We start from the raw sequence: 21,182 nt of genomic DNA on the forward strand, positions 1-21,182 counted from the left end.
TAAAAATGCTCTTAAATAAGGAAGGTTTGATCTAGGATTTGAATATCCCTGACCAAAAGAGGTGGTGGGTAATGGCTGAAAGGAACTATATTTTCTTGCAGTCCCTCAAAAAGGTTTAGATAACTATAAACGAATGAAACAACGAACTGTTGTTGTTCAAAACTTAATTTTTCAAGTGAAAGTTTCAAGTCATTTTGTCCACTTATTGAAAGTGTTACATCGTCGCAGCAATCCTTTTTTACGAAATTGTGTTTGTGTGAATCCGAAGGTTGTTGAATCTCCATTCCGCAAGATTCCGCTTGGCCGAAGAAAGAGAAATCAACAAGATCATCACCACAATAATGTTGTGCAACCGTAAAAGAGAAGGTCGAGAACAACACTACAAGTGCCATTAAAAAAGATGATATTTGAAATAAAACTCTTTTCATCAGATATGCAAAACTACAAAAATTTTAACTCATGGTTTGTATTTAACAAAATTTTAGAATTAAATCAGTCAATTTTTTCAATAAGAATATTACATTTTCTACTAATGTCATAAACGTATTGGATAAAACCTATGCGGTATCTAGGGTTCCGGCCGGACTAAGACCCGGTCACCCGTTTGGGATTAATTTTACTATGGCTTATGGGTTTTAATTGATTTAGTGATTTAATGACGGCCTAAAACTGCACTAGTCCAATATTTATTTTGAAGGGACGACCAAAAATTTAAAAATATCTATTGCTATGTTCAGTATGTAAGTGCAGGCGAACAGGATAAGCAAAAAAAACACGGGAACAGATACAGTTCTTGGCACCCAACTTTTTAAAGGGCAGAGGCCGAAGCTGTTGATGAAGAAAAATAAGAAAGTATCTGTAAACAGTGAATAATATATATTGTTAAAAACAAATTGACCGATTAAGGAATACATGAAACAAATAAATCATAAACTATCGCTTTTTTCGATTCCAGTAATCGTATTCATACTATTATTTAACTTATCCATCGCACAAGAGAACATAGTTGATAAGGCCATCGAGGTTTCCGGAATGGTAAAAATGAGGAATGCCGAGGCTACCTTTATCTTCCGTGAAGATACCTATGAGTACAGACGTCAAAACGGACAATTTACTTATACAAGAATCGGTAAGAATAAAGAAAACAGACTGGTCCGCGATGTTTACACCAACAAAAATTTTGTCCGCCATGTTACCGATACGCTAGTAAACCTTACCGAGAAAAGAAAAAATGCCTATACCAATTCTGTGAATTCGGTCATCTGTTTTGCGTTTTTGCCCCTATGGCTAAAAGACCCAGCAGTCATTTTAGAAGATCAAGGTAGAAGTGTGATAAAAGGTAAGGAGTACCATAAAATCCTTGTTACTTTCAAACAAGAGGGCGGTGGCCATGATTTTGAGGATGTGTTCCTATATTGGTTCGATGTTGAGGATTACAGTATGGACTATCTTGCGTACAAATATTTTACCGGAAAAGGTGGAATGCGATTTCGGGAAGCTTATAATACTCGTAAGGTCAATGGTGTACTCCTACAGGATTACCGTAACCTACAGCCTAAAATAGAAGGAGGCATTGATTTTGATGAAATCGAGAAGGCTTTTGAAAACGAACAACTGGAGGAACTATCACTAATCATATTGAAAAATGTAAAAATCAAAACGATACCCAAACCTTAGCACAGTCTAATTCATTCAAAAACCCGAAGTATGTTTCCCGAAAGTTCTGTCTGGAATATTTTCAAAGGGTTGCTCGTAATACTGTTCAAGGGCTTTCCGGTTTGGTCAAACCGCGCCCCATGGGTGGAACATTTATACACACCTCCATCCTTGGCTACAAACCTCACTTCCTCGGTCTGTTGATGGCTGCATACCTGACTTGCCGCCACATAATTACCTTCTAAATTTTTAACTACGACCACATAATTTTTTAATATAAAATCCCCATTGTTCTGCAGACCCACTCCTTCATCGGAGCTAAGGTCTATATTAAAATCGATTCCGACAGGGATAGGCCTCATATCCTCTGGTGAAACGTCTCCGTTACCATCTTTGGAACAACCTTGAACACATGGAAAAACAATTGCGAATGCCGCACCGGCCCCTAGACTTCTTAAAAACTGTTTTCTTTCCATAACATATAACTTTTAAATTTTAAACGTCTTTTACTTGAAAATCGTATGCAGATAACACATATGTGGTCTTCAGTGCATATTGTAAATGAAATAAAATTTACAATATCTAGACATGGGCCAAATTTAAGTATTTGACCACCCCCATATATACTGTAATATGCCCAAAACCACACACCTATTTTTAGTGCTGTGCTGAGAGTGTTTATACAAAAACAACCATAGTCTTTTTTGAAAACCAAGAATTCAAGAGAAAGTACTAAAGAGAAATTATATAAAAAAGAAAGAAAATTATGTAGATAAAGGTTGCGGGGAACTAATACTTTTAACAGCGGCCAAACAATAATGGCAAAAAAGGAAACGTAATAGATTGTAGGATTATCAGTTCAATACAATGTTCTGAAAATAGTAGAAAAGCTTTTGTCTTTTTATTGCCTATGTTCCCTTGGGGTGTAAACAAAAAATCTAGATGACGATATGCTAAGCATCTATAAATCTTTATGCTATTTAACGGAAAAGGAAACATAATTCAAATCTATATTCCAAAGGCCTGTTCACCCAAGCCGAATGTGGGGTTTCGCTTAAAATGAACAGGTCTTACTGCTAAGTATATTACAAAAGAAAAATTAACATGCAAATAAAGGAATCTTCGACACTATATGATGTAATCATAGTCGGCTCTGGGGCAGGCGGAGGCATGGCGACCAAAATACTTGCCGATTCAGGTCTAAAGGTTGCCGTTGTGGAGGCCGGGCCGTTCTTTGACCCTAAAGACCCGGAACAGATAACCCAATTAAAGTGGCCGTGGGAATCGCCTAGAAGAGGTGCAGGTACCGTCCGGCCTTTTGGCGATTTCGACAGCGCATACGGTGGGTGGGATATCGAGGGAGAACCCTACACAAATAGTAACGGAAGCAATTTTAGATGGTTCCGTTCGCGAATGTTGGGCGGTCGGACCAATCATTGGGGCAGGATTTCATTGCGCTTCGGGCCAAGGGATTTTAAACACAAAAATGAGGACGGGCTGGGCGATAATTGGCCTATAGGCTATGAAGATGTCAAACCCTATTATGACAAAGTAGATAAATTGATCGGGGTTTTCGGCACCAACGAGGGCCTGCCTAATGATCCCGATGGTTTCTTTCTGCCACCACCGAAACCTCGGTTGCACGAGCTTTTTTACATCCGTGGGGCACGGAAATCAAATATTCCCGTTTATCCCTCAAGGATGTCGATCCTGACCAAAATGATAAACGAGGATAGGGGCATCTGCTTTTATTGCGCGCAATGCTCCAGGGCATGTATGGTATATGCCGATTTCTCGTCGGAAACCTGTTTGATTTTCCCGGCACAAAAAAGCGGCGGTCAGATCGATCTGTTCCTGAATGCCATGGTAAGGGAGGTTACTACCAATCAAGAAGGTAAGGCAACGGGCGTTTCGTACATCAATAAAGAGGATAGAAAGGAATATAAGTTAAAAGGGAAGGTCGTAGTCCTTGCCGCATCCGCCTGCAGCTCGGCCCGGATACTCTTGAATTCCAAAAGTGCCCAACATCCTAACGGATTGGGCAACAGCAGCGATATTGTTGGAAAATATCTTCACGATTCCACGGGAGCGAGCAGGGTGGCCTTCATTCCGGATCTGATGAACCGGAAAGTTTCCTATAACGAGGATGGCGTGGGGGGCATGCACGTATATTCCCCTTGGTGGGGCGACAACAGGAAATTGGACTTCCCCCGCGGATACCATATCGAGGTATGGGGCGGAATGGGCATGCCCAACTATGGGTTTGGTTTCAATGCGAACGAGTTCAATAAATTCTTCGGCACAAAAGTGGGGGGCTATGGCAATGGCCTCAGGGACGATGTTAAAAAATACTATGGTGCCGTCCTTGGTTTTGGTGGCCGGGGAGAGTCCATCGCCATGAAGGATAACTATTGTGAAATAGATTCTACCAAAGTAGATGAGTTTGGAATTCCGGTACTTAGGTTTAATTACAAATGGTCCGACCACGAGCGAAAGCAGGCAAGGCACATGCAGGACACTTTTGAAGAACTGATCCACAACATGGGCGGAGAAGCTTTAGGAGAAAAACCCACCAAGGAACAAGATTATGGTATATCCCCACCAGGGTGGATCATCCATGAAGTGGGTACGACAAGAATGGGCGATGATCCCAAGACCTCTGTAGTGAACAGGTTTCAGCAACTTCACGATACCGACAATGTATTTATCGTCGATGCCGGGCCTTTTGTGTCACAGGCCGACAAGAACCCCACTTGGACCATCCTAGCGCTAGCCTGGAGAACATCTGATTATATTGTAGAAAAATTGAAACAGCAAAATATATAGGAAAATGGATAGAAGAAATAGTATAAAATCGATTATCATAGGGTCGGTCGCTGGCGGATTGGCAGTCCACGGCTGCAAACCTGAAGATGAGGCCAAAGCGGAGAACACTGAAGTGCTGCAGGGCTATAGTTACAAATATGGTCGGACCCAGAAGGAGAAAGAACGGATCATGGAACTGGAAGCGGTACAATTTTTTAACGGACACGAGTTGGGGACTATTGCCGTTTTGAGTGATCTGATATTGCCTTCCAATGATAAATTTGGTAGTGCTACGGACGCAGGAGTACCAAATTTTATAGAATTCATGGCCAAGGATATCCCAGAATTGCAAACGACCCTCAGGGGCGGCCTCATGTGGTTGGACCATGAGAGCAATACCCAATTCGGTACCGAATTCAAATCGAGTGCTGAGGCTTGGCAAAAAAAACTATTGGATACTATAGCCTATCCCGATATATTAATTCCAGAGGGCGAACGCCCCTTGGAAATACAGTTTTTTTCCATGTTGCGAAATCTGACGCTAACAGGTTATTACACATCGAAGATCGGCCTAGAGGATTTGGGGTATAAGGGCAATACCCCAAATGTATGGGACGGAGTGCCCGCAGACGTATTGAAACAGCATGGCGTTGCCTATGAAGAAGAATGGTTGGCAAAATGTGTAGATCAAAGTCAAAGAGGGGTCATGGCAGAATGGGATGGCAATGGCAATCTACTTACATAGGCCTTTAATAGAATGCCATCCAATTTCTAATTTAGGTTACCAATATGACATTTATCATGTGATGGTTAAAAACCTTGTTCTACTTTTGATACTGTTCTTTGCATTTAGAACACGAACTATATTATTTTTAAAATAACTATGATTTTTTTGAAAATAATTTAATACCCGATACTGGAACAAAAAAAATTCAAATCTTTAGGAAGTGAAACAGATTTTGACCAAAATATTGTCCGTTACTCTAGCCTTCGCAGTGCTTTTTGCAACTTCGTCTTTCATGGTGGATATGCATTTTTGCTGCAACAAGTTGGTAGATGTTGCGGTTTTTGGCAAAGCAAAGCCTTGTAAAGATAAAAAGCAGAATTTATCAAAACCTTTTAAAAAATGTTCCATAGGGCAAATGGATTGCTGTAGCAATAAATCTATTGTAAAAAAGGCCGAAGACAATCTTAAAAAGTCACAAGTTGAACTGGATACGAATAAAATTGTTTTCCTACAGGCATTTTTCCATTCCTACGTAAATCTTTTTGAAGGACTTGAATTTAATGTGGTTTCCTTTATAAACTACAATCCACCTTGGATCGAGAAGGACATCCTTGTACTTCACGAAACTTTCTTAATTTGAATATTATTGAGCAGATTATTGTCACGATAATCTGTACTTCCTATTAGTCTGCAACAAGTTGTAGGCTACCTCATGTCGTACCCTTTTTCCAACGACAACCTTTTTCCAATTTTAATTTATCAGGGATTAAATACTCTGACGGACCTTATACTTAAGGAACAATAACATATTGTGAACATGGAATCCATAAAAACATATTGGGTCAAGAACATGGTTTGCAGGCGGTGCCTGAAAGTCATAAAACAGGAGCTTGAAGAGATCGATGTAGCAGTACTTTCCGTCGAATTGGGGAAACTTACTGTCCGTATCAGTACTGGTATTGACAATCTAATCGATTCGAATATAACCGAGGTTCTTCACTCCAACGGATTTGAAATCGCGAAAAACGAGGAGGAAATGATCGTTGAAAATATAAAGATTGCTTTGATTGAACTGGTAGGTGACCTGCCATTTCATATTAAGGAAAAGACCTCTGAACATTTGGCATCTGAACTTCATAGGGATTATAAGTTGTTGAGCAAAATATTCTCAAAAAATGAAAATACCACAATAGAAAAATACCTTATAAAATTAAAGGTTGAGAGAGCAAAGGAACTTATTCAATTGCAACAGCACACTTTTTCGGATATAGCCTATTTGTTGGATTACAGCAGCATAAACCATTTATCGAGACAGTTTAAGACCATTACGGGATTAAGCATGACCGATTATAAAAATGGCCAAATGTGGGATAGAAGTTTCCTTGACGAAATTATATAAATATGAACGAAGATTATGCAGACGTAAACATTCAATAAGAAATAGATTTATTAACAATTAAATGCCAATAAAATGAAGAAAAAAAGAATTTTTCCGGGTATGACCATAGTAATGGTTGTAAGTTTTTTATTCCTGGGATTCAATAGCCATTCCCAGGAAAAATGGGTAGCACCCCTTAGTGCGGATAAGATTGTCAACCCATTAAAAGGTGATGTCAATGCGGCTGCCAACGGTCAAAAACTTTACAAAGTACTATGTGTTGTATGCCACGGGGCAAAAGGAAAAGGTGATGGTGTGGCCGGTGCAGGTCTAACGCCAAAACCGACAAATTTGACCAGCGCAGAATTCCAATCCCAGAGCGATGGAGCCATTTTTTGGAAAATTCAAATAGGACGGGCTCCAATGGCCTCATACGAAACCTCAATACCGGAGAACAAACGATGGGAAATTATTAATTATATCAGAACACTTAAAAAATGAAAAAGCTAATAATATTACTAACCGTAGTTGTTTTTGGTAATCCTATATATAGCCAAACATACAACAATTTTGAACCAAGTAAGACCCAGTTCATGATCCGTGGTTATGGACATACAGGGCTAAACTATATGAGTAACGGAGATGAAAAAGAATCCTCTTATGTAGGCTCGGCCTTCGCGCCGATCTTTTTATTCAAACATTCGGACAAACTCATGTTTGAAGCCGAATTAGAGTTTGTTCTAGAAAGTAACGAACTTGAGGTGGGCTTGGAATATGCCGACGTTATGTATGTCCTTAACAAGAACATGACCGTTAGGGCAGGAAAATTTTTACTTCCTTTCGGAACATTTATGGAGAGGCTTCATCCCGCATGGATAAACAGACTTCCGACAAGACCTTTGGGCTTTGGCCATGATGGGATAGCTCCTGCCTCAGGGATCGGTGTTGAACTCAGAGGTGCCTTTGATCTTGGCGGTCCTTCTTTAAACTATGCCATTTATTCTACCAACGGTCCGCGATTAAAGGACGGAAGTATTGAGCCGGAGGAAGCGGGAATGCTCATGTTTCAAAATTATGAAGATAATAATACAAGTAAGGCTTTTGGGGGCCGATTGGGGTTATTGCCATTTTCAGATTCTTCTACCGAATTAGGGATTTCGGCCTATTCAACAAATGGTGCCGGGGCAAAAGATTCGCCATATGAGGACGTTGGTGCTTTCTTATATGCCATCGATTTTGCTTTTGTTAAACAAGTGTCGCCCCTTATTGGCTTTATTGACATTAAGGCTCAATACAACAGTTCCAATGTGGACACGGCAACCTTCATTGAGATGCATGAGGATGGAGATGAGGAAGAATATTCGTTCGATAACCAAAGTAATTCCTTTTATGGGCAATTGAGTTATCGACCTACCATGGCGGAGAGTGACTTCATGAAAAAATTGGAGTTTGTTGGAAGATATTCAAATTTCAATGCTCCGGAGGGTTCTGAATGGGAAGAGAAATCGACCCAATTTGCCTTTGGATTGAACTACTGGTTAACCTGGAGATCCCTTATCAAAATAAGTTATCAGACCACTGAAACCGAAGGTGGGCATGGCGGAGAAGGCATAACGACTACTAATGGGCTATTTCTCCACTGGGCAATAGGATTTTAAGAATACATAAAAATAGAAAACATGAAGACAATAAATAAATTTTTAGTAATCGTGATGGTTTTCCTGACCATTGGAATAACCGTAGTTGCCTGTTCTTCTTCTAAGAAAACACTTACAGAAAATAATATTCCTGTTGTGGCAGGGGTGGAAGAGGAGTTCAAACTGGAAAAATCAGGAGCCCAATTATGGGGAGAAACCTGTAATCGATGCCATTTAGCACCTTCTCCAGCCGATTATAACGACACGGATTGGGAAACCATCAGTTTGCACATGCGCGTAAGGGCCAATCTTACAGAAAAGGACGTTGCAAAAATCGAGGAATTTCTGAAATCCGCGAATTAATTGAATTGGTAAAGCACATTTTCCATGAGAATGGAAATTTAGGGCTTTAGGGAAATGTACTTTAATAAAAAGAAATTAATATTAATTAAAACTAAATACAATGAAAACAGTAACAATGATTATTTCTGTCCTCGTACTGGTTATCCTATCCAGTTGCGATCAGAAATCAGACCCCACAGCAATCCTCGAAAATCCGGAAACTAGAATGGAACTTTTTGAGGCGATTGCCAGCAACCACAGTTACATGGCGGAATTCATGGACAACATGCAAGATAACGATCATGCAATGCAGATGATGCAGGGTAACCATAAAATGATGGGCAATATGATGCAGAGTGGTGGAATGCAAACGATGTTGAAAGATAGCATGATGACGAAAAACATGATGCAATCCATGATGAAAGATGGCAAGATGATGGGCAATATGATGAAAATGATGCACGAAAAAGGCATGATGAGCGAAGATTGTATGGAGTCGTGCAAGAAGATGATGGGCAACAAGGGAATGGACATGAAAGGAATGGGATTGATGGAAGAAAATGAATTGGATGCCAAAGAACAAGGCGAACTCGAATTGAGCAAAAGCCAAAGCCATGGCGATCATCATTAAAGAATATAACATTTAAACCTAAAAATAAAAATTATGAAAGGTCACTGGATATGGATGGTTATCGGTTGTGGATTGCCGTTGTTACTAATATTTTTCGCTCCCTCACTGGGCATTACCGGATATAATGGGCTTTTTGGCTTCATAGTCCTAATGTTCATTTTTCATCTCTTTATGCCACATGGTGCACATGGCCACGGGGCGCATGACCATACGGAACAGAATAATAAGCAACACGAACATGGTAAAGAAAAACCATTGTCGGCAGAAACTAAGGAGGAGCATAAGGGCCATAGTCACCATTAATAATGGAAAAACAGATGAAACATAAATATCAAATAAACGGAATAAGCTGTGGCGGATGTGTGGCAAGGGTAAGAAAAACCTTGGAAGAACATCCGGACATTGAGAAAACGGAAATCTTTTTGAACCCGAAAGGCAAAACGATCATCAGTATGAAAGAGAGGCTTTCAGTTGAGGAATTACAACAGCAACTCAACAAACTTGAAGGTTATACCATTACGGAGATAATTTAAAATATTAATAATCTTAAAACTAAGAATATGTTCTATAACAATGGATTTTTTTGGGGAATGCACCTTATCTGGTGGACAATTTGGTTCATATTTTTATGGTGGATTTTCTTTACGCCCTCCAGCCCATCTTCCACAGAAACTAAGGAAGATGATCTGTCCACAACTCTAAAAATAAGGTTCGCCAAGGGTGAGATCACTCAGGTAGAATACGAGGAATTAAAAAGAACATTAAAATCGGAAAATGAAATAAAGCCCTAAAGAGGGATTTCAATACCTAAAATGAATAAGCCATAAACACACGCAAAAACAGTAACAATGAAAAAACATCTCATCATGAGCCTTGTATTCCTGACTGGAATGCTGCTCTCGGTACAATCTATATCTGCACAGGCAAGCGATAAAACCAAAAGGCAGATGTATATCAACGGTAAAGGTGAAGTCTCGGACCGTGGTATAACCCTTGGCTATATAAGTAAGGAAGATATTGTGTTCAATAACCTGGGAAGGAAAATCGGTTTCATTAAAAACGGGAAGGTATATGATGCTGAGGGCAATTCCTTGGGAAAGGCAAAAAAAGGAGGTCAGTATTATAACGATAGTGGTGAGTTTGTGCTCTATGTTGAAGGAAATGATGAAAAATGTAAAATATTGGATACTAAGGGCCATTCCTTGGGTTATATACATAAAAACTACAAACTTCATGCCTGTGCAGTACATTGCTTCTTTAAGGAGAAAAGTATAGAGGAGGACATGGATTCAATTTTGGCGGGATATATGAACATCGAAAATGCATTGGCCGAAGATAATTACGAGTCCGTACAGGAAGCGGCAATAAAATTGATTAACGACTCGACCGCCGTGAACGAGACCTACCTGAAAAAGACCTTGAATCAACTTTCCATAGCCTCCAGTCTTACTGAACAACGATTATACTTTGCAACATTGTCCAAACAACTGTACACTATTTTCAAGAAAAGGGATTTGAAGGGGAAAACACTTTATTGGAATCATTGTCCCATGGCCATGGATGGTAAGGGTGCAAATTGGCTAGCTCTGAGCGAAAAAATCAACAATCCCTATATGGGGCTGAAAATGCCCGGATGCGGTTCGGTAAAGGAGACCTTGAAATAGTTTTTTAACGTAAAAATAATTACAGAAAACAGTCAGTACATCAACAACAATTATTTAAGCAATAAGTCTAATCTTTAAAACTAAAAACTATGCATTTTTTCAACGGACACTTTGGTGGTATGCACTTTTTATGGTGGATCATATGGTTCATCTTCTTAATATGGATATTCTTTGTTCCATATGATATCCCTTACCAAAAATCAAAAAAAGAAGACCCGCTCACAATTCTCAAAAAAAGATTTGCGAAAGGGGAGATTACAAAAGAGGAATATGAAGAATCAAAAAAGATTCTAAAATCCGAATAGGAAGTATCAACAAATTTTAACAATTAAAATTAATCGAAATGAAATCAAAAATTAAAAAAGCAATAGGAATTGTTTTGGCCACTTTCACTTTGTCGGCTTGTGCACAAAAACAAGAAAGTTCTGTAAAGGATATGCTTAAAGACCCTTCACAACAAGAGAAGGTGTTGACATTGATGGTAGAAGACCACGATTTGGGCAAAAAGTATATTGCCAAGATGATGGAAAATGACCATGCCACGGGCATGATAGTAGATGAACTAGTAAGAACGGCTGCAAACGATACCATCCTGGCCGGTAAACTTAGCGATATGATTACCAGATACCCTGACCTGATGCTCCTTACAACTCACCACTTTATGCCCGTCATAGCGGCTCACGGTGAATTAAGCGACACTTTTTGCGACCACACATTGGAACATGAAAATTTGGAAAAGACCTTGCACGAAAAGATGGATGGCAACAAAAAGATGGATCATTAACAGGGACCTGTAAATAGTTTGTACGGGTTTCAAAAATTATATTTAAAAACTGGACAATTAATTTTAAAACAAGAATTATGAATCGATTTAATGTAAAAAAATTAGGATTTGCTTTTGGCCTAACAGGCGCCTTAATTTATCTGGGCTGTATGATTGTAATGACAACAGCAGGTCAAGAAGGTACAATATCATTTTTCAACAGCCTTTTACACGGTTTGGATACTTCCAGTATTATAAGAATGGATGTGCCGTTATCGGAAGCATTCTTCGGAATCATTCAAACTTTTATCCTTGGATGGCTTATTGGGGCCTGTATAGCGGCTTTTTACAATGTGCAACTAAAGAAATAAATGCAATACGTCTGGTTCATATGGTCCCTTATTCTCCTCGCCCTCTGGGGCCTGGTTTATCTTTTGAAAAAGGATTCTAGGAAAGAGATGCTCAAAATGAGTTGGATTACCATACCCTTTGGGCTTACAGAAACTTTGTTCGTCCCTGAATATTGGCATCCGCCGTCCCTTTTTGATTTAGCGATAAAGACCGGCTTCGATATTGAAAGTCTCATCTTTTCATTCGCCATTGGGGGTATTGGTATGGTGTTATATAACCTTCTATTTAAGAGAAGATACATTGAAATGCCGCATACGGAACGCGGACATGCCATGCACAGACTTCACATATACATCCTTTTCGTCCCAGTTCTTGTGTTTTTGGTTTTGAGTCTCTTTACCGATTTGAACCATATTTATTGCGGGATTTTGGCCATGTTCATGGGAGGTTTGACAACGCTGTATTGCCGGCCAGATCTAAAGGGGAAAATATGGGTTGGGGGTCTTTTGTTCACGCTGCTCTACTTTGTGTATTTTGGAAGTATTCTTCCCTTCTATCCAGATTATGTAGAACTGTACTGGAACCTAGAAAATCTGACCCAAATCCTTGTTCTAGGTATCCCAATTGAGGAACTGCTGTTCGCGTTCACTTTCGGAATGTATTGGTCAGGGCTATACGAGCACTTGTATTGGAAAAAGTTAATGAAGCCTATTATCATAAGTTGAGATTAGGAGACATAGCGTAGATATAAACAAAAAATAAAAATCATAAGATGAAAATAGTATTAGCAATAGACGGTTCTGATTATAGCAAGATAGCCGTAAATGAACTTGGAGCGATGCCATTGCCTGCAGGCACGGAAGTATGTATATTAAATGTGTTCGAAAATCCCATGTTGGCCGTTCCAATGGGTGGCACGCTTGGTAATTATTACGAAGAAGCTATATCCAATGCAAGAAATTCGGCAGAGGCAATTGTTAATGATGCCTCAAAATTATTAAAAATCGAAAATAACAAATTGTCGATTTCAACAGTAGTGGTCAATGGGATTCCCAAAAGTGCAATTCTAGAAAAGGCCGAAGCCTTTGATGCAGATTTAATCGTAGTCGGGTCTCAGGGCCATGGTGCATTCTCTAGATTTTTGCTTGGCTCGGTTTCCCAGTCCTTGGCAACACATGCGGACTGCTCGGTTTTGATTGTAAGAAAACGCAGCATATAAGAGAAAAAAGTTTAGTAAGTGCGGGTATGGACTATTTAAGCACTTGTATCGGAAAACGTATTAAAATCAATTTGGCATGTGCAATAATCAAATATTAGGCGGTATAGATCATGATAAATGTAAAGTGGAAGATGAAATTTGCTTGCCCGATTCCGAGCAACCGAGAATAGTTATAGTTGGAGGTGGCTTTGCGGGTTTGGCATTGGTGGAAGGACTAAAAAACAAAAATGTTCAGATAGTGCTTATAGACCGTAACAACTTTCATCAATTCCAGCCCTTATTTTATCAGGTAGCTACGAGCGGCCTCGAACCCGATAGTATTGTATTTCCATTTAGGAAACAAATTAAAGGGTACAAAAACGTAAGCTTCAGACTGGCCGAGGTACGGGAAATCCAGGCCTCTACTAATACTGTCATAACGGACAAAGGAAAACTTACCTATGATTATTTGGTACTGGCGACTGGAACTAAAACTAACTTTTTTGGTATGGAAGAAGTGGAAAGAAATAGTTTGGGCATGAAAGATATCCGGGATTCCCTAAATATCCGTCATATGATGTTGCAGAATTTGGAGCAGGCGGCAATTACATGCGATGATGTGGAACGTGATGCCCTTACCAATTTTGTAATCGTGGGCGGTGGCCCTGCGGGAGTAGAAATGGCAGGTGCACTTGCTGAGTTTTGCAAATACATCCTTCCAAAGGACTATCCAGAATATCCTTCTTCAATAATGAATATTTTTTTGGTGGAAGCTATGGATAAACTACTTATAGCAATGTCCGACAAAGCTTCTTCAAAAACATTGACCTATCTGGAAAATCTAAATGTGACTGTCTTGTTGAATGAATCCGTTAGCAATTATGACGGTAAAGTTGTCCAAACCAAAAACGGGAAGAGAATATTGGCCAAAAACCTTATTTGGACGGCAGGTGTAAAAGGGGACTTTCCAAAGGGTATCGATCAGAAGCATGTAGCTAAGGGCAATCGCTTAAAAACTGATGCTTATTTGAAGGTTGAAGGGCAAGAAAACATTTATGCCATCGGGGATATTGCGGTTCTGATTTCCGAAGAGACTCCAAAAGGCCATCCCCAGGTAGCTCAGGCTGCGATTCAACAAGGAAATTATCTTGCCCTAATGTTGAACAACCTAAATAGCAACATACCATCAAAGCCTTTTAAATATACTGATAAAGGGTCTTTGGCGACCGTTGGAAAGCGAAAAGCGGTAGCGGATCTGGGAAAACTAAAGTTTACCGGATACTTTGCATGGTTGTTATGGTCCGTGGTGCACTTGATGTCAATCAGTGGATTCAGAAATAAACTTTTGGTCGGCTTCAATTGGGCCATAAGTTATTTTTCTTATGAAAAGAGCAATAGGGTAATAATCCGGAATTTCAAACGTGATTCTACCGTGGAAACTCCATCAAAAAACAATACTAGCAATGCTCAAGAAAAGGATACAAACACACAAAAAATCCAGCACTGATGCATAAACAAGATACAAATAGCGGTATTATGAAATTCTTTGGCAACACGGCCAAAGAACTCAATAACAATGGTGTTATTCTATTTATCACTGTAGTCATCGCAATGGTCTGGGCCAATTCGCCATGGAAGGAATATTATATCGACTTAATGCAAACCGATATTGCCTTCACTATTGGCACCCTTCAGCTATCGGAGCCGCTATTGTTATGGATCAACGATGGCCTAATGGCCCTATTCTTTCTACAAGTTGGCTTAGAGCTGAAACGTGAAATAATCGGCGGTAAACTTTCATCTCCAAAGAGTGCGGTATTACCTATTGGAGCGGCTATTGGAGGCATGGTACTTCCTGCCCTTATTTATTTTATGTTCAATAGCTCGGGCGAGGCATCAAATGGTTGGGGCATTCCCATGGCTACGGACATTGCCTTTTCTCTAGGGGTATTGGCCATTGTCGGAAAAAGACTGCCTTCCGCTTTGAGGGTCTTTCTTATTACTCTTGCTATAGTGGACGATTTGGGTGGTGTCTTGGTCATTGCGCTATTTTATACCTCCGGTATTTCCGAGATGGATCTACTTCATGGACTATTGTTCTTCGGAGCTTTGATTATCGGAAATTATGCGGGAGTAAGAAGCACATGGTTTTATGCCATTATTGGTATAGGTGGTGTTTGGCTGGCCTTCTTTTTCTCAGGAATACATCCAACGATAGCTGGAATTCTTACCGCATTTGCAATTCCAGGCAGGGTAAAAATTAAGGAAAATACCTTTTTGAACCGTTTAGACAACTTACACAAAAAATTTCAAGAAACCAAGTCGATAAGGGGCGCGCTTATCTCAAAAACGCAGTTGGATATTTTGGAGGATATCAAGACTACAAGTTCAGAGGCGGAGACTCCCCTTCAAAAATTGGAAAGGTCCTTAAACCCAATAGTTAGCTTCATCATTCTCCCTTTGTTTGCTTTGGCAAACACAGGAATACATCTTCATGGTGATTTGTTGAAAGTACTATCCAGCCCCGTTAGTTTGGGGATTGGTCTGGGCCTGATTCTTGGAAAATTTATCGGTATTGCCGCTTTTTCAAGAATACTGGTCGCACTTAAACTTGCAAAACTACCGGAAAAAGTGAATTGGAACATGATTTATGGTATAGCTTTTCTTGGAGGTATTGGTTTTACCATGTCATTGTTTATAAATGAGCTGGCCTTCACAGACGAGTCTTTGATATTCACGGCCAAGGTAAGTATCCTATTCGCTTCTATGTTAGCAGGTGTAATAGGCGCTATACTATTACATAGAAACAGTAAAAAATTAATAACAGTAAAATAATAAGGATATGAAAAGTATTGCAGTAGTAGGTTATGGGGTCATCGGAAAAAGAGTGGCCGACGCCATTAATGTACAAGACGATATGAACTTGATCGGGGTTTGCGATGTCATCAGCGATTGGCGGATACAGAATGCCATAAGAAAAGAGTATGATATCTACGCGGCAACCGCCGAGGCCGAAAAAGAAATGAAGGCCGCAAGTATTCCAGCAAAGGGTAACCTGCAAGACCTGTTGAAAAAGACAGACTTAGTGGTGGATTGCACCCCAAAGAATATAGCGGCAAAGAATGTGGAAATATATAAAAAACTGAGTATAAAATTCATTCTTCAAGGTGGTGAAAAACACCATACTACTGGCCATTCCTTTAGTGCAGAAAATAATTATCAATCCGCGATAAATTTAGATGCTACAAGGGTAGTTTCTTGCAATACCACTTCTATTCTTCGAACCCTGACAACTTTGAAGAGAGCAGATCTATTGGACTATGCACGGGGAACATTATTAAGAAGGGCCACCGACCCATGGGAAAGCCATTTAGGTGGTATTATGAATACAATGGTTCCCGAAAAAGATATTCCAAGCCATCAAGGTCCTGACGCTAAAAGTGTGGATCCCGAACTGGATGTCATCACTGCCGCAGTAAAAGTGCCCGAAACATTGAGCCATATGCATTACTGGAACGTGAAATTAAAAAAACAAGCCACAAAAGAAGAAGTGCTAAATGCTTTTAAAACTTCTACAAGGATTAAGCTAATTAATTATGACCAAGGTTTGGTTTCAAACAATACAATAAAAGAAATGTTCTTGGATATGGGCAGGCCTTGGGGAGATATGTACGAGGTGGCCCTGTGGGAAGATATGCTTAAAGTAGTGGGTGATGAGCTTTTTTATGCTTATGTGGTGGATAACCAGGCGATTGTTATCCCAGAGACTATAGATGCCATTCGTGCACTTACTGGGATTGAGACAGATGCAGCAAAATCCATCGCCAAAACCAATATAAGTTTGGGAATCATATAAACATAGCGTTATGAAAACATATGAAAATTTAGTGAATCATTTAGGGGACAAAGCATCTTTCTATTTGGACCACGTAAGCGAAAGGATTACCAAGGATGAACTCCATTTGCCTGATGAAAATTTTGTCTCTAAAGTTTTTGTCAATAGTAATCGGAATCCACAAGTGCTAAGAAGTCTTGCCCAGCTTTACGGGCATGGCAATCTGAAAGATACAGGATATTTAAGTATACTGCCCGTTGACCAAGGTATTGAGCATAGTGCAGCCTTTTCCTTTTATAAGAATCCCGATTATTTTGATCCGGAAAATATCATAAAATTAGCCATCAGTGCTGGTTGTAATGGGGTCGTCTCAACCTTCGGGGCGTTGGGTCTCTATGCCCGTAAATATGCGCATAAAATTCCTTTCATTGTTAAGATAAACCATAACGAACTCCTGTCATACCCCAATGCCTACGACCAAACCTTATTCGGAAAGGTCAGGGAAGCTTGGAACATGGGTGCTATATCGATCGGGGCCACCATCTATTTTGGATCTAGGGAAAGTAATCGACAGTTAAAGGAAATTTCGGATGCATTTGCCGAAGCCCATAGTCTTGGCATGGCTACGATCTTATGGTGCTACACCCGGAACGACGCTTTTAAAACGGATAAAGTGGACTACCACGCAGCAGCAGATTTAACGGGGCAGGCCAATCACCTTGGGGTAACGATACAGGCAGATATCATCAAACAAAAGTTGCCCACCACAAATTTTGGTTTTAAAGACCTGAAATTTGGAAAATACGACGATGCCATGTACGAGAATCTGACGACAGAGCACCCTATAGACCTTTGTCGATTACAGGTTGCCAATTGCTATATGGGCAAGATAGGATTGATAAATTCAGGTGGAGGTTCCAAAGGAGCATCCGATATGGCAGAAGCCATCACAACCGCAATCGTAAACAAACGAGCCGGAGGATCGGGTTTAATTCTGGGAAGAAAGGCTTTTCAAAAACCCTTCAAGGATGGGGTGGAATTAATAAATGCGGTTCAGGGCGTTTACATTGAGAAAAGAATCACGGTAGCATAATACAGATAAAAGAATGGTCGATACGGAAATAAAATCATTAAAATCCCTACACCACTACTTGCAAAAGTTGGTAGAAAATAGGCTTTGGCTTAAGGTTATCATTGCTTTGTTTTTAGGTGTTGGTGTTGGCCTGTTGTTAAGTCCTCAAAATGGTTGGATAACCAAAAACACTGCCGATGCATTAGGAAATTGGTTGGCCCTACCAGGTATGTTATTCCTAAAATTGGTACAAATGATCATGATTCCCTTGATCGTAGCATCAATCATTACTGGTATTGCAAGTAACAATAAGGAAAACCTGAAAAGGTTGGGTGGTGGTGTTCTATTATATTTTATATCAACAACCATTATTTCAGTGACAATAGGTACAATTCTTGCATTAATTTTTAGGCCTGGAAAGTATCTGCACCAACAGGCGGAAGTTGGTCATGCAAATGCAGTGGCCAATACTGCCGAAAGTTCGGAACTGTCATTTGGAATAAATGATATTCCGAACGCCATAACAAATTTGTTGCCTGAAAATCCATTGGCCTCTATGGTAAGCAGCGAAATGTTGAGTATCGTTATTTTTACTATTATAATTGGAGTTGCCGTATTATCACTAACCGACGACTTGCTTAAACCGGTAAAGTTACTCCTAGGGGCCATTCAGGAAATATGTATGACCGTGGTCAAATGGGCTATGTTATTAGTTCCGATCGCCGTATTCGGTTTAATGGCACAATTGACCTCCAGCGTCGGTTTGAACTCCCTAAGGGGTTTGGGCTTTTATGTGCTCGTGGTGCTAATAGGATTGCTAATATTGGTAGGTATTTACCTCGTGTTGGTAAGCATTCTTGGCCGGAGCAACCCATTGACATTTTTGCGAAAAATAACGGATGTTCAACTATTGGCATTCTCAACTACAAGTTCAGCCGCAGTAATGCCCCTATCTCTAAAAACAGCAGAGGAAGGGCTCATAGTGGATGCCTCCATCAGCAATTTCATTATTCCCATCGGGGCTACTGTAAATATGGATGGGACGGCCCTTTATCAGACCATTACGACTTTGTTCATAGCGCAGGCCTACGGATTGGAAATGGGCCTTCTGAATATTATTGTTGTAGTAGTTACCATAGTTGCAGCTTCCATTGGAACTCCGGCCATTCCAGGAGGTGGCGTCGTGATTTTGGCTTCTGTGCTATCCAGCGTAGGAATTCCCGCCGAAGGAATTATCATAATAATAGGGGTTGAGCGCTTGCTTGGAATGTTCCGAACAGCAGTCAACGTTACCGGTGACCTAACAGCCTGTATGGTTTTCAATCGTTTTTACGGGAATAAAATGGAAGGATCCAAAGAGACTGATGTAAAAGCAAATACGGAATTTTCCACTATTTAAATATTTAAAGAAGAAGATGATAAAATCAATTAACGAAATAGATTTTTCTCCAAAACCGGGCAAGGCCTACTGGGTAAACTGTCACAGGGAATGGCGGGAGGAGGTCATTTATTTTCTGATGGTCGACCGATTTCATGATAGTAGAAAACGACATTCTTTAAAGTTCGACATGAGACATCCCGGTTTCGGAAATGAAGATCAATTGCAAAAGCCTTTTGGCGGTACCCTCCAAGGAATCATCAACAACATTGACTATATCAAAAATTTGGGCTGTACCGCCATTTGGTTAAGCCCTGTGTTTGAAAATAATCCAGAATCCTATCATGGATATGCCATCCAGAATTATATGGACGTGGACAAACGCTGGGGCAACAAGAAAGATTTGGAAAAACTAGTGGACAAGGCACACGGGTTGGATATAAGGGTGTTCTTGGATATCGTTTTGCATCATTCCGGAGATAATTGGTCGTATCCTTTTGATTACAACTATTACTATTTTAACGGCCAGCGTTTTCCCTTGGACGAATGGCGGGAAAAAGATAGGCCAATTCCAGTTGAACTGAGAAATATGGAACTGTATAACCGTAAAGGGCAGATTATAAATTTCGATAATTATCCCGAGACACAGGAAGGCGACTTCTTTACCTTAAAAACATTTAGAAACGATGGTTCCCCTGATAGTGAAGATTTACGGGAGATACTGGCCAAGATACATTGTTACTGGATTCGTGAGACAGATGTGGATGGTTTCCGTTTGGATGCCGTCAAACATATGAAGGGAAACGACATTAACCGTTTTTGCTCTACGATAAGGGAATATGCCTACTCCTTAGGCAAAAGAAACTTTTTTCTATTTGGTGAAATTATCGGGGACGATGAGACGGGTAATCCCTATATAGGTCCCAAAATACTGCCCGAGGACCGGAATATATATTACGGGCTTGATTCTATATTAGATCATCCATTACACAGTGTTTTAGCAGAAGTGATAAAAGGGAATTCATCCCCGAATAGATTGATACAGAGGTATTCGGATTTGCAAAAGAATGCTCTAAGCCGAGGTAGGCATGGGGAGTTCCTCGTGACCTACATCGATGACCATGATCAGGTGGGGATGGACTTTAAACACCGATTTGGCCATAACGCCACTACTGCACAAGTTGTTGCGGGAATGGGATTTCTTATTTGTGCCCTTGGCGCTCCGTGTATTTATTATGGTACCGAACAAGGTTTTGAGGGTAACGGCATGGATGACCGATATATTAGGGAAGGAATGTTCAATCCCGATGATAAGGAGTCGAACGTATTGAACCAAGAATCATGGATATTCAAGAGAATTGCTGTCTTGGCACATCTAAGACAAAAAGAGGCCATTCTAAAGTTCGGCAGAATGTATTTTCGGGAAACTTCAAAAAACGGACTCGATTTTCAGTTTCCTGATTGCGAGAAATGTCTTTTGGCATTTTCAAGGATTCTGCATACGGGTGAAATTCTCGTTGTTTATAATTCTTCCCCAAAAGATATCAAAGAGGAATATATAGCAATTGATACCACTATCAATAAAGAGGGTACACTTATGCAATGCATTTATGGGAACAAGAAAAAAATCAGGATAGAAAAAAATATAGATCAAGATGCTGACCGCCTTTTCATCAAGGTAAAGCTAAAACCCATGGAATTTTTGATATTCAAGAATCATTAAATAAAGGAACTTAATAAAGAAC

Annotated in this window: 26 protein-coding genes; 24 read left to right on the forward strand and 2 right to left on the reverse strand. The window is 40.0% G+C overall.

Annotated elements, in window-relative coordinates; translation table 11 throughout:
• Positions 1-11: 11 nt before the first annotated feature.
• Positions 12-428, reverse strand: coding sequence for an HYC_CC_PP family protein (locus tag CWD91_RS10240; protein WP_103440868.1), 417 nt, complete (start codon positions 426-428; stop codon positions 12-14).
• Between the two features lie 484 nt (positions 429-912).
• Between CWD91_RS10240 and CWD91_RS10245 the strand changes: the two genes are divergently transcribed.
• Positions 913-1,677 carry a DUF6503 family protein gene (locus CWD91_RS10245; protein ID WP_103440869.1) on the forward strand — a complete coding sequence of 255 codons (765 nt, stop codon included), beginning with the start codon at positions 913-915 and terminating at the stop codon, positions 1,675-1,677.
• A gap of 11 nt (positions 1,678-1,688) precedes the next feature.
• Here CWD91_RS10245 and CWD91_RS10250 read toward each other — a convergent pair whose 3' ends face one another.
• Positions 1,689-2,132: a QcrA and Rieske domain-containing protein gene (locus tag CWD91_RS10250; RefSeq protein WP_103440870.1), complete on the reverse strand. Its 444-nt coding sequence runs from the start codon at positions 2,130-2,132 to the stop codon at positions 1,689-1,691.
• Positions 2,133-2,760: 628 nt separating this feature from the next.
• On the opposite strand from CWD91_RS10250, the gene CWD91_RS10255 reads away from it, so the two are divergent.
• The 23 genes from CWD91_RS10255 to CWD91_RS10365 all read left to right on the forward strand — a co-directional run bounded on the left by CWD91_RS10255 (position 2,761) and on the right by CWD91_RS10365 (position 21,160).
• Entirely contained in the window at positions 2,761-4,482 is a 1,722-nt protein-coding gene (locus CWD91_RS10255) for a GMC family oxidoreductase (RefSeq protein ID WP_103440871.1), read from the forward strand.
• Positions 4,483-4,486: 4 nt separating this feature from the next.
• Positions 4,487-5,206, forward strand: a complete 720-nt coding sequence (locus tag CWD91_RS10260) for a gluconate 2-dehydrogenase subunit 3 family protein (RefSeq protein ID WP_069858867.1) — start codon at positions 4,487-4,489, stop codon at positions 5,204-5,206.
• A 202-nt stretch (positions 5,207-5,408) separates the two neighbouring features.
• The gene (locus tag CWD91_RS10265; protein WP_069858869.1) at positions 5,409-5,828 is read left to right on the forward strand and encodes an HYC_CC_PP family protein; all 420 of its coding nucleotides are present in this window, start codon (positions 5,409-5,411) and stop codon (positions 5,826-5,828) included.
• Positions 5,829-6,005: 177 nt separating this feature from the next.
• On the forward strand, positions 6,006-6,587 hold the full coding sequence (locus CWD91_RS10270) for a helix-turn-helix domain-containing protein (RefSeq protein ID WP_069858871.1): 582 nt from the start codon (positions 6,006-6,008) through the stop codon (positions 6,585-6,587).
• A 72-nt stretch (positions 6,588-6,659) separates the two neighbouring features.
• Positions 6,660-7,067, forward strand: coding sequence for a c-type cytochrome (locus CWD91_RS10275; RefSeq protein ID WP_239985732.1), 408 nt, complete (start codon positions 6,660-6,662; stop codon positions 7,065-7,067).
• On the forward strand, positions 7,064-8,224 hold the full coding sequence (locus tag CWD91_RS10280; RefSeq protein WP_069858874.1) for a hypothetical protein: 1,161 nt from the start codon (positions 7,064-7,066) through the stop codon (positions 8,222-8,224). The genes CWD91_RS10275 and CWD91_RS10280 overlap by 4 nt, the downstream gene beginning before the upstream one ends.
• Positions 8,225-8,245: 21 nt before the next feature.
• A complete protein-coding gene (locus CWD91_RS10285; protein WP_103440872.1) occupies positions 8,246-8,566 on the forward strand; it encodes a hypothetical protein in 321 nt (106 codons plus the stop codon).
• A 100-nt stretch (positions 8,567-8,666) separates the two neighbouring features.
• Positions 8,667-9,176 (forward strand): hypothetical protein, encoded by a 510-nt coding sequence (locus CWD91_RS10290; protein ID WP_069858878.1) that lies wholly within the window; start codon positions 8,667-8,669, stop codon positions 9,174-9,176.
• Between the two features lie 33 nt (positions 9,177-9,209).
• On the forward strand, positions 9,210-9,479 hold the full coding sequence (locus CWD91_RS10295; protein WP_239985733.1) for a hypothetical protein: 270 nt from the start codon (positions 9,210-9,212) through the stop codon (positions 9,477-9,479).
• 14 nt (positions 9,480-9,493) lie between these two features.
• Complete coding sequence (locus CWD91_RS10300; RefSeq protein ID WP_069858955.1) at positions 9,494-9,709, forward strand: heavy-metal-associated domain-containing protein; 216 nt, start codon at positions 9,494-9,496, stop codon at positions 9,707-9,709.
• A 27-nt stretch (positions 9,710-9,736) separates the two neighbouring features.
• Entirely contained in the window at positions 9,737-9,967 is a 231-nt protein-coding gene (locus CWD91_RS10305) for an SHOCT domain-containing protein (protein ID WP_069858882.1), read from the forward strand.
• A 57-nt stretch (positions 9,968-10,024) separates the two neighbouring features.
• Positions 10,025-10,840 (forward strand): DUF3347 domain-containing protein, encoded by an 816-nt coding sequence (locus tag CWD91_RS10310; protein ID WP_083260644.1) that lies wholly within the window; start codon positions 10,025-10,027, stop codon positions 10,838-10,840.
• Between the two features lie 89 nt (positions 10,841-10,929).
• Entirely contained in the window at positions 10,930-11,145 is a 216-nt protein-coding gene (locus CWD91_RS10315; protein ID WP_069858886.1) for an SHOCT domain-containing protein, read from the forward strand.
• A 38-nt stretch (positions 11,146-11,183) separates the two neighbouring features.
• Positions 11,184-11,624: a hypothetical protein gene (locus tag CWD91_RS10320; RefSeq protein WP_069858888.1), complete on the forward strand. Its 441-nt coding sequence runs from the start codon at positions 11,184-11,186 to the stop codon at positions 11,622-11,624.
• Between the two features lie 77 nt (positions 11,625-11,701).
• Positions 11,702-11,974 (forward strand): DUF5676 family membrane protein, encoded by a 273-nt coding sequence (locus tag CWD91_RS10325; RefSeq protein WP_069858890.1) that lies wholly within the window; start codon positions 11,702-11,704, stop codon positions 11,972-11,974.
• Positions 11,975-12,679, forward strand: coding sequence for a lycopene cyclase domain-containing protein (locus tag CWD91_RS10330; RefSeq protein WP_069858892.1), 705 nt, complete (start codon positions 11,975-11,977; stop codon positions 12,677-12,679).
• A gap of 47 nt (positions 12,680-12,726) precedes the next feature.
• Positions 12,727-13,173, forward strand: a complete 447-nt coding sequence (locus CWD91_RS10335; protein ID WP_069858894.1) for a universal stress protein — start codon at positions 12,727-12,729, stop codon at positions 13,171-13,173.
• A gap of 76 nt (positions 13,174-13,249) precedes the next feature.
• A complete protein-coding gene (locus CWD91_RS10340; RefSeq protein ID WP_069858897.1) occupies positions 13,250-14,659 on the forward strand; it encodes an NAD(P)/FAD-dependent oxidoreductase in 1,410 nt (469 codons plus the stop codon).
• Entirely contained in the window at positions 14,659-15,987 is a 1,329-nt protein-coding gene (gene nhaA / locus CWD91_RS10345) for a Na+/H+ antiporter NhaA (RefSeq protein WP_069858900.1), read from the forward strand. Before CWD91_RS10340 ends, nhaA begins: the two co-directional genes overlap by 1 nt.
• Positions 15,988-15,994: 7 nt before the next feature.
• Entirely contained in the window at positions 15,995-17,008 is a 1,014-nt protein-coding gene (locus tag CWD91_RS10350) for a type II glyceraldehyde-3-phosphate dehydrogenase (RefSeq protein ID WP_069858902.1), read from the forward strand.
• A gap of 10 nt (positions 17,009-17,018) precedes the next feature.
• The gene (locus CWD91_RS10355; protein ID WP_103440874.1) at positions 17,019-18,080 is read left to right on the forward strand and encodes a class I fructose-bisphosphate aldolase; all 1,062 of its coding nucleotides are present in this window, start codon (positions 17,019-17,021) and stop codon (positions 18,078-18,080) included.
• A gap of 13 nt (positions 18,081-18,093) precedes the next feature.
• A complete protein-coding gene (locus CWD91_RS10360; protein WP_103440875.1) occupies positions 18,094-19,458 on the forward strand; it encodes a dicarboxylate/amino acid:cation symporter in 1,365 nt (454 codons plus the stop codon).
• 16 nt (positions 19,459-19,474) lie between these two features.
• Positions 19,475-21,160: an alpha-amylase family glycosyl hydrolase gene (locus CWD91_RS10365; protein ID WP_069858908.1), complete on the forward strand. Its 1,686-nt coding sequence runs from the start codon at positions 19,475-19,477 to the stop codon at positions 21,158-21,160.
• Positions 21,161-21,182 lie beyond the last annotated feature (22 nt).

The organism is Arenibacter hampyeongensis (assembly GCF_002909255.1).
GTDB lineage: Bacteria > Bacteroidota > Bacteroidia > Flavobacteriales > Flavobacteriaceae > Arenibacter > Arenibacter hampyeongensis.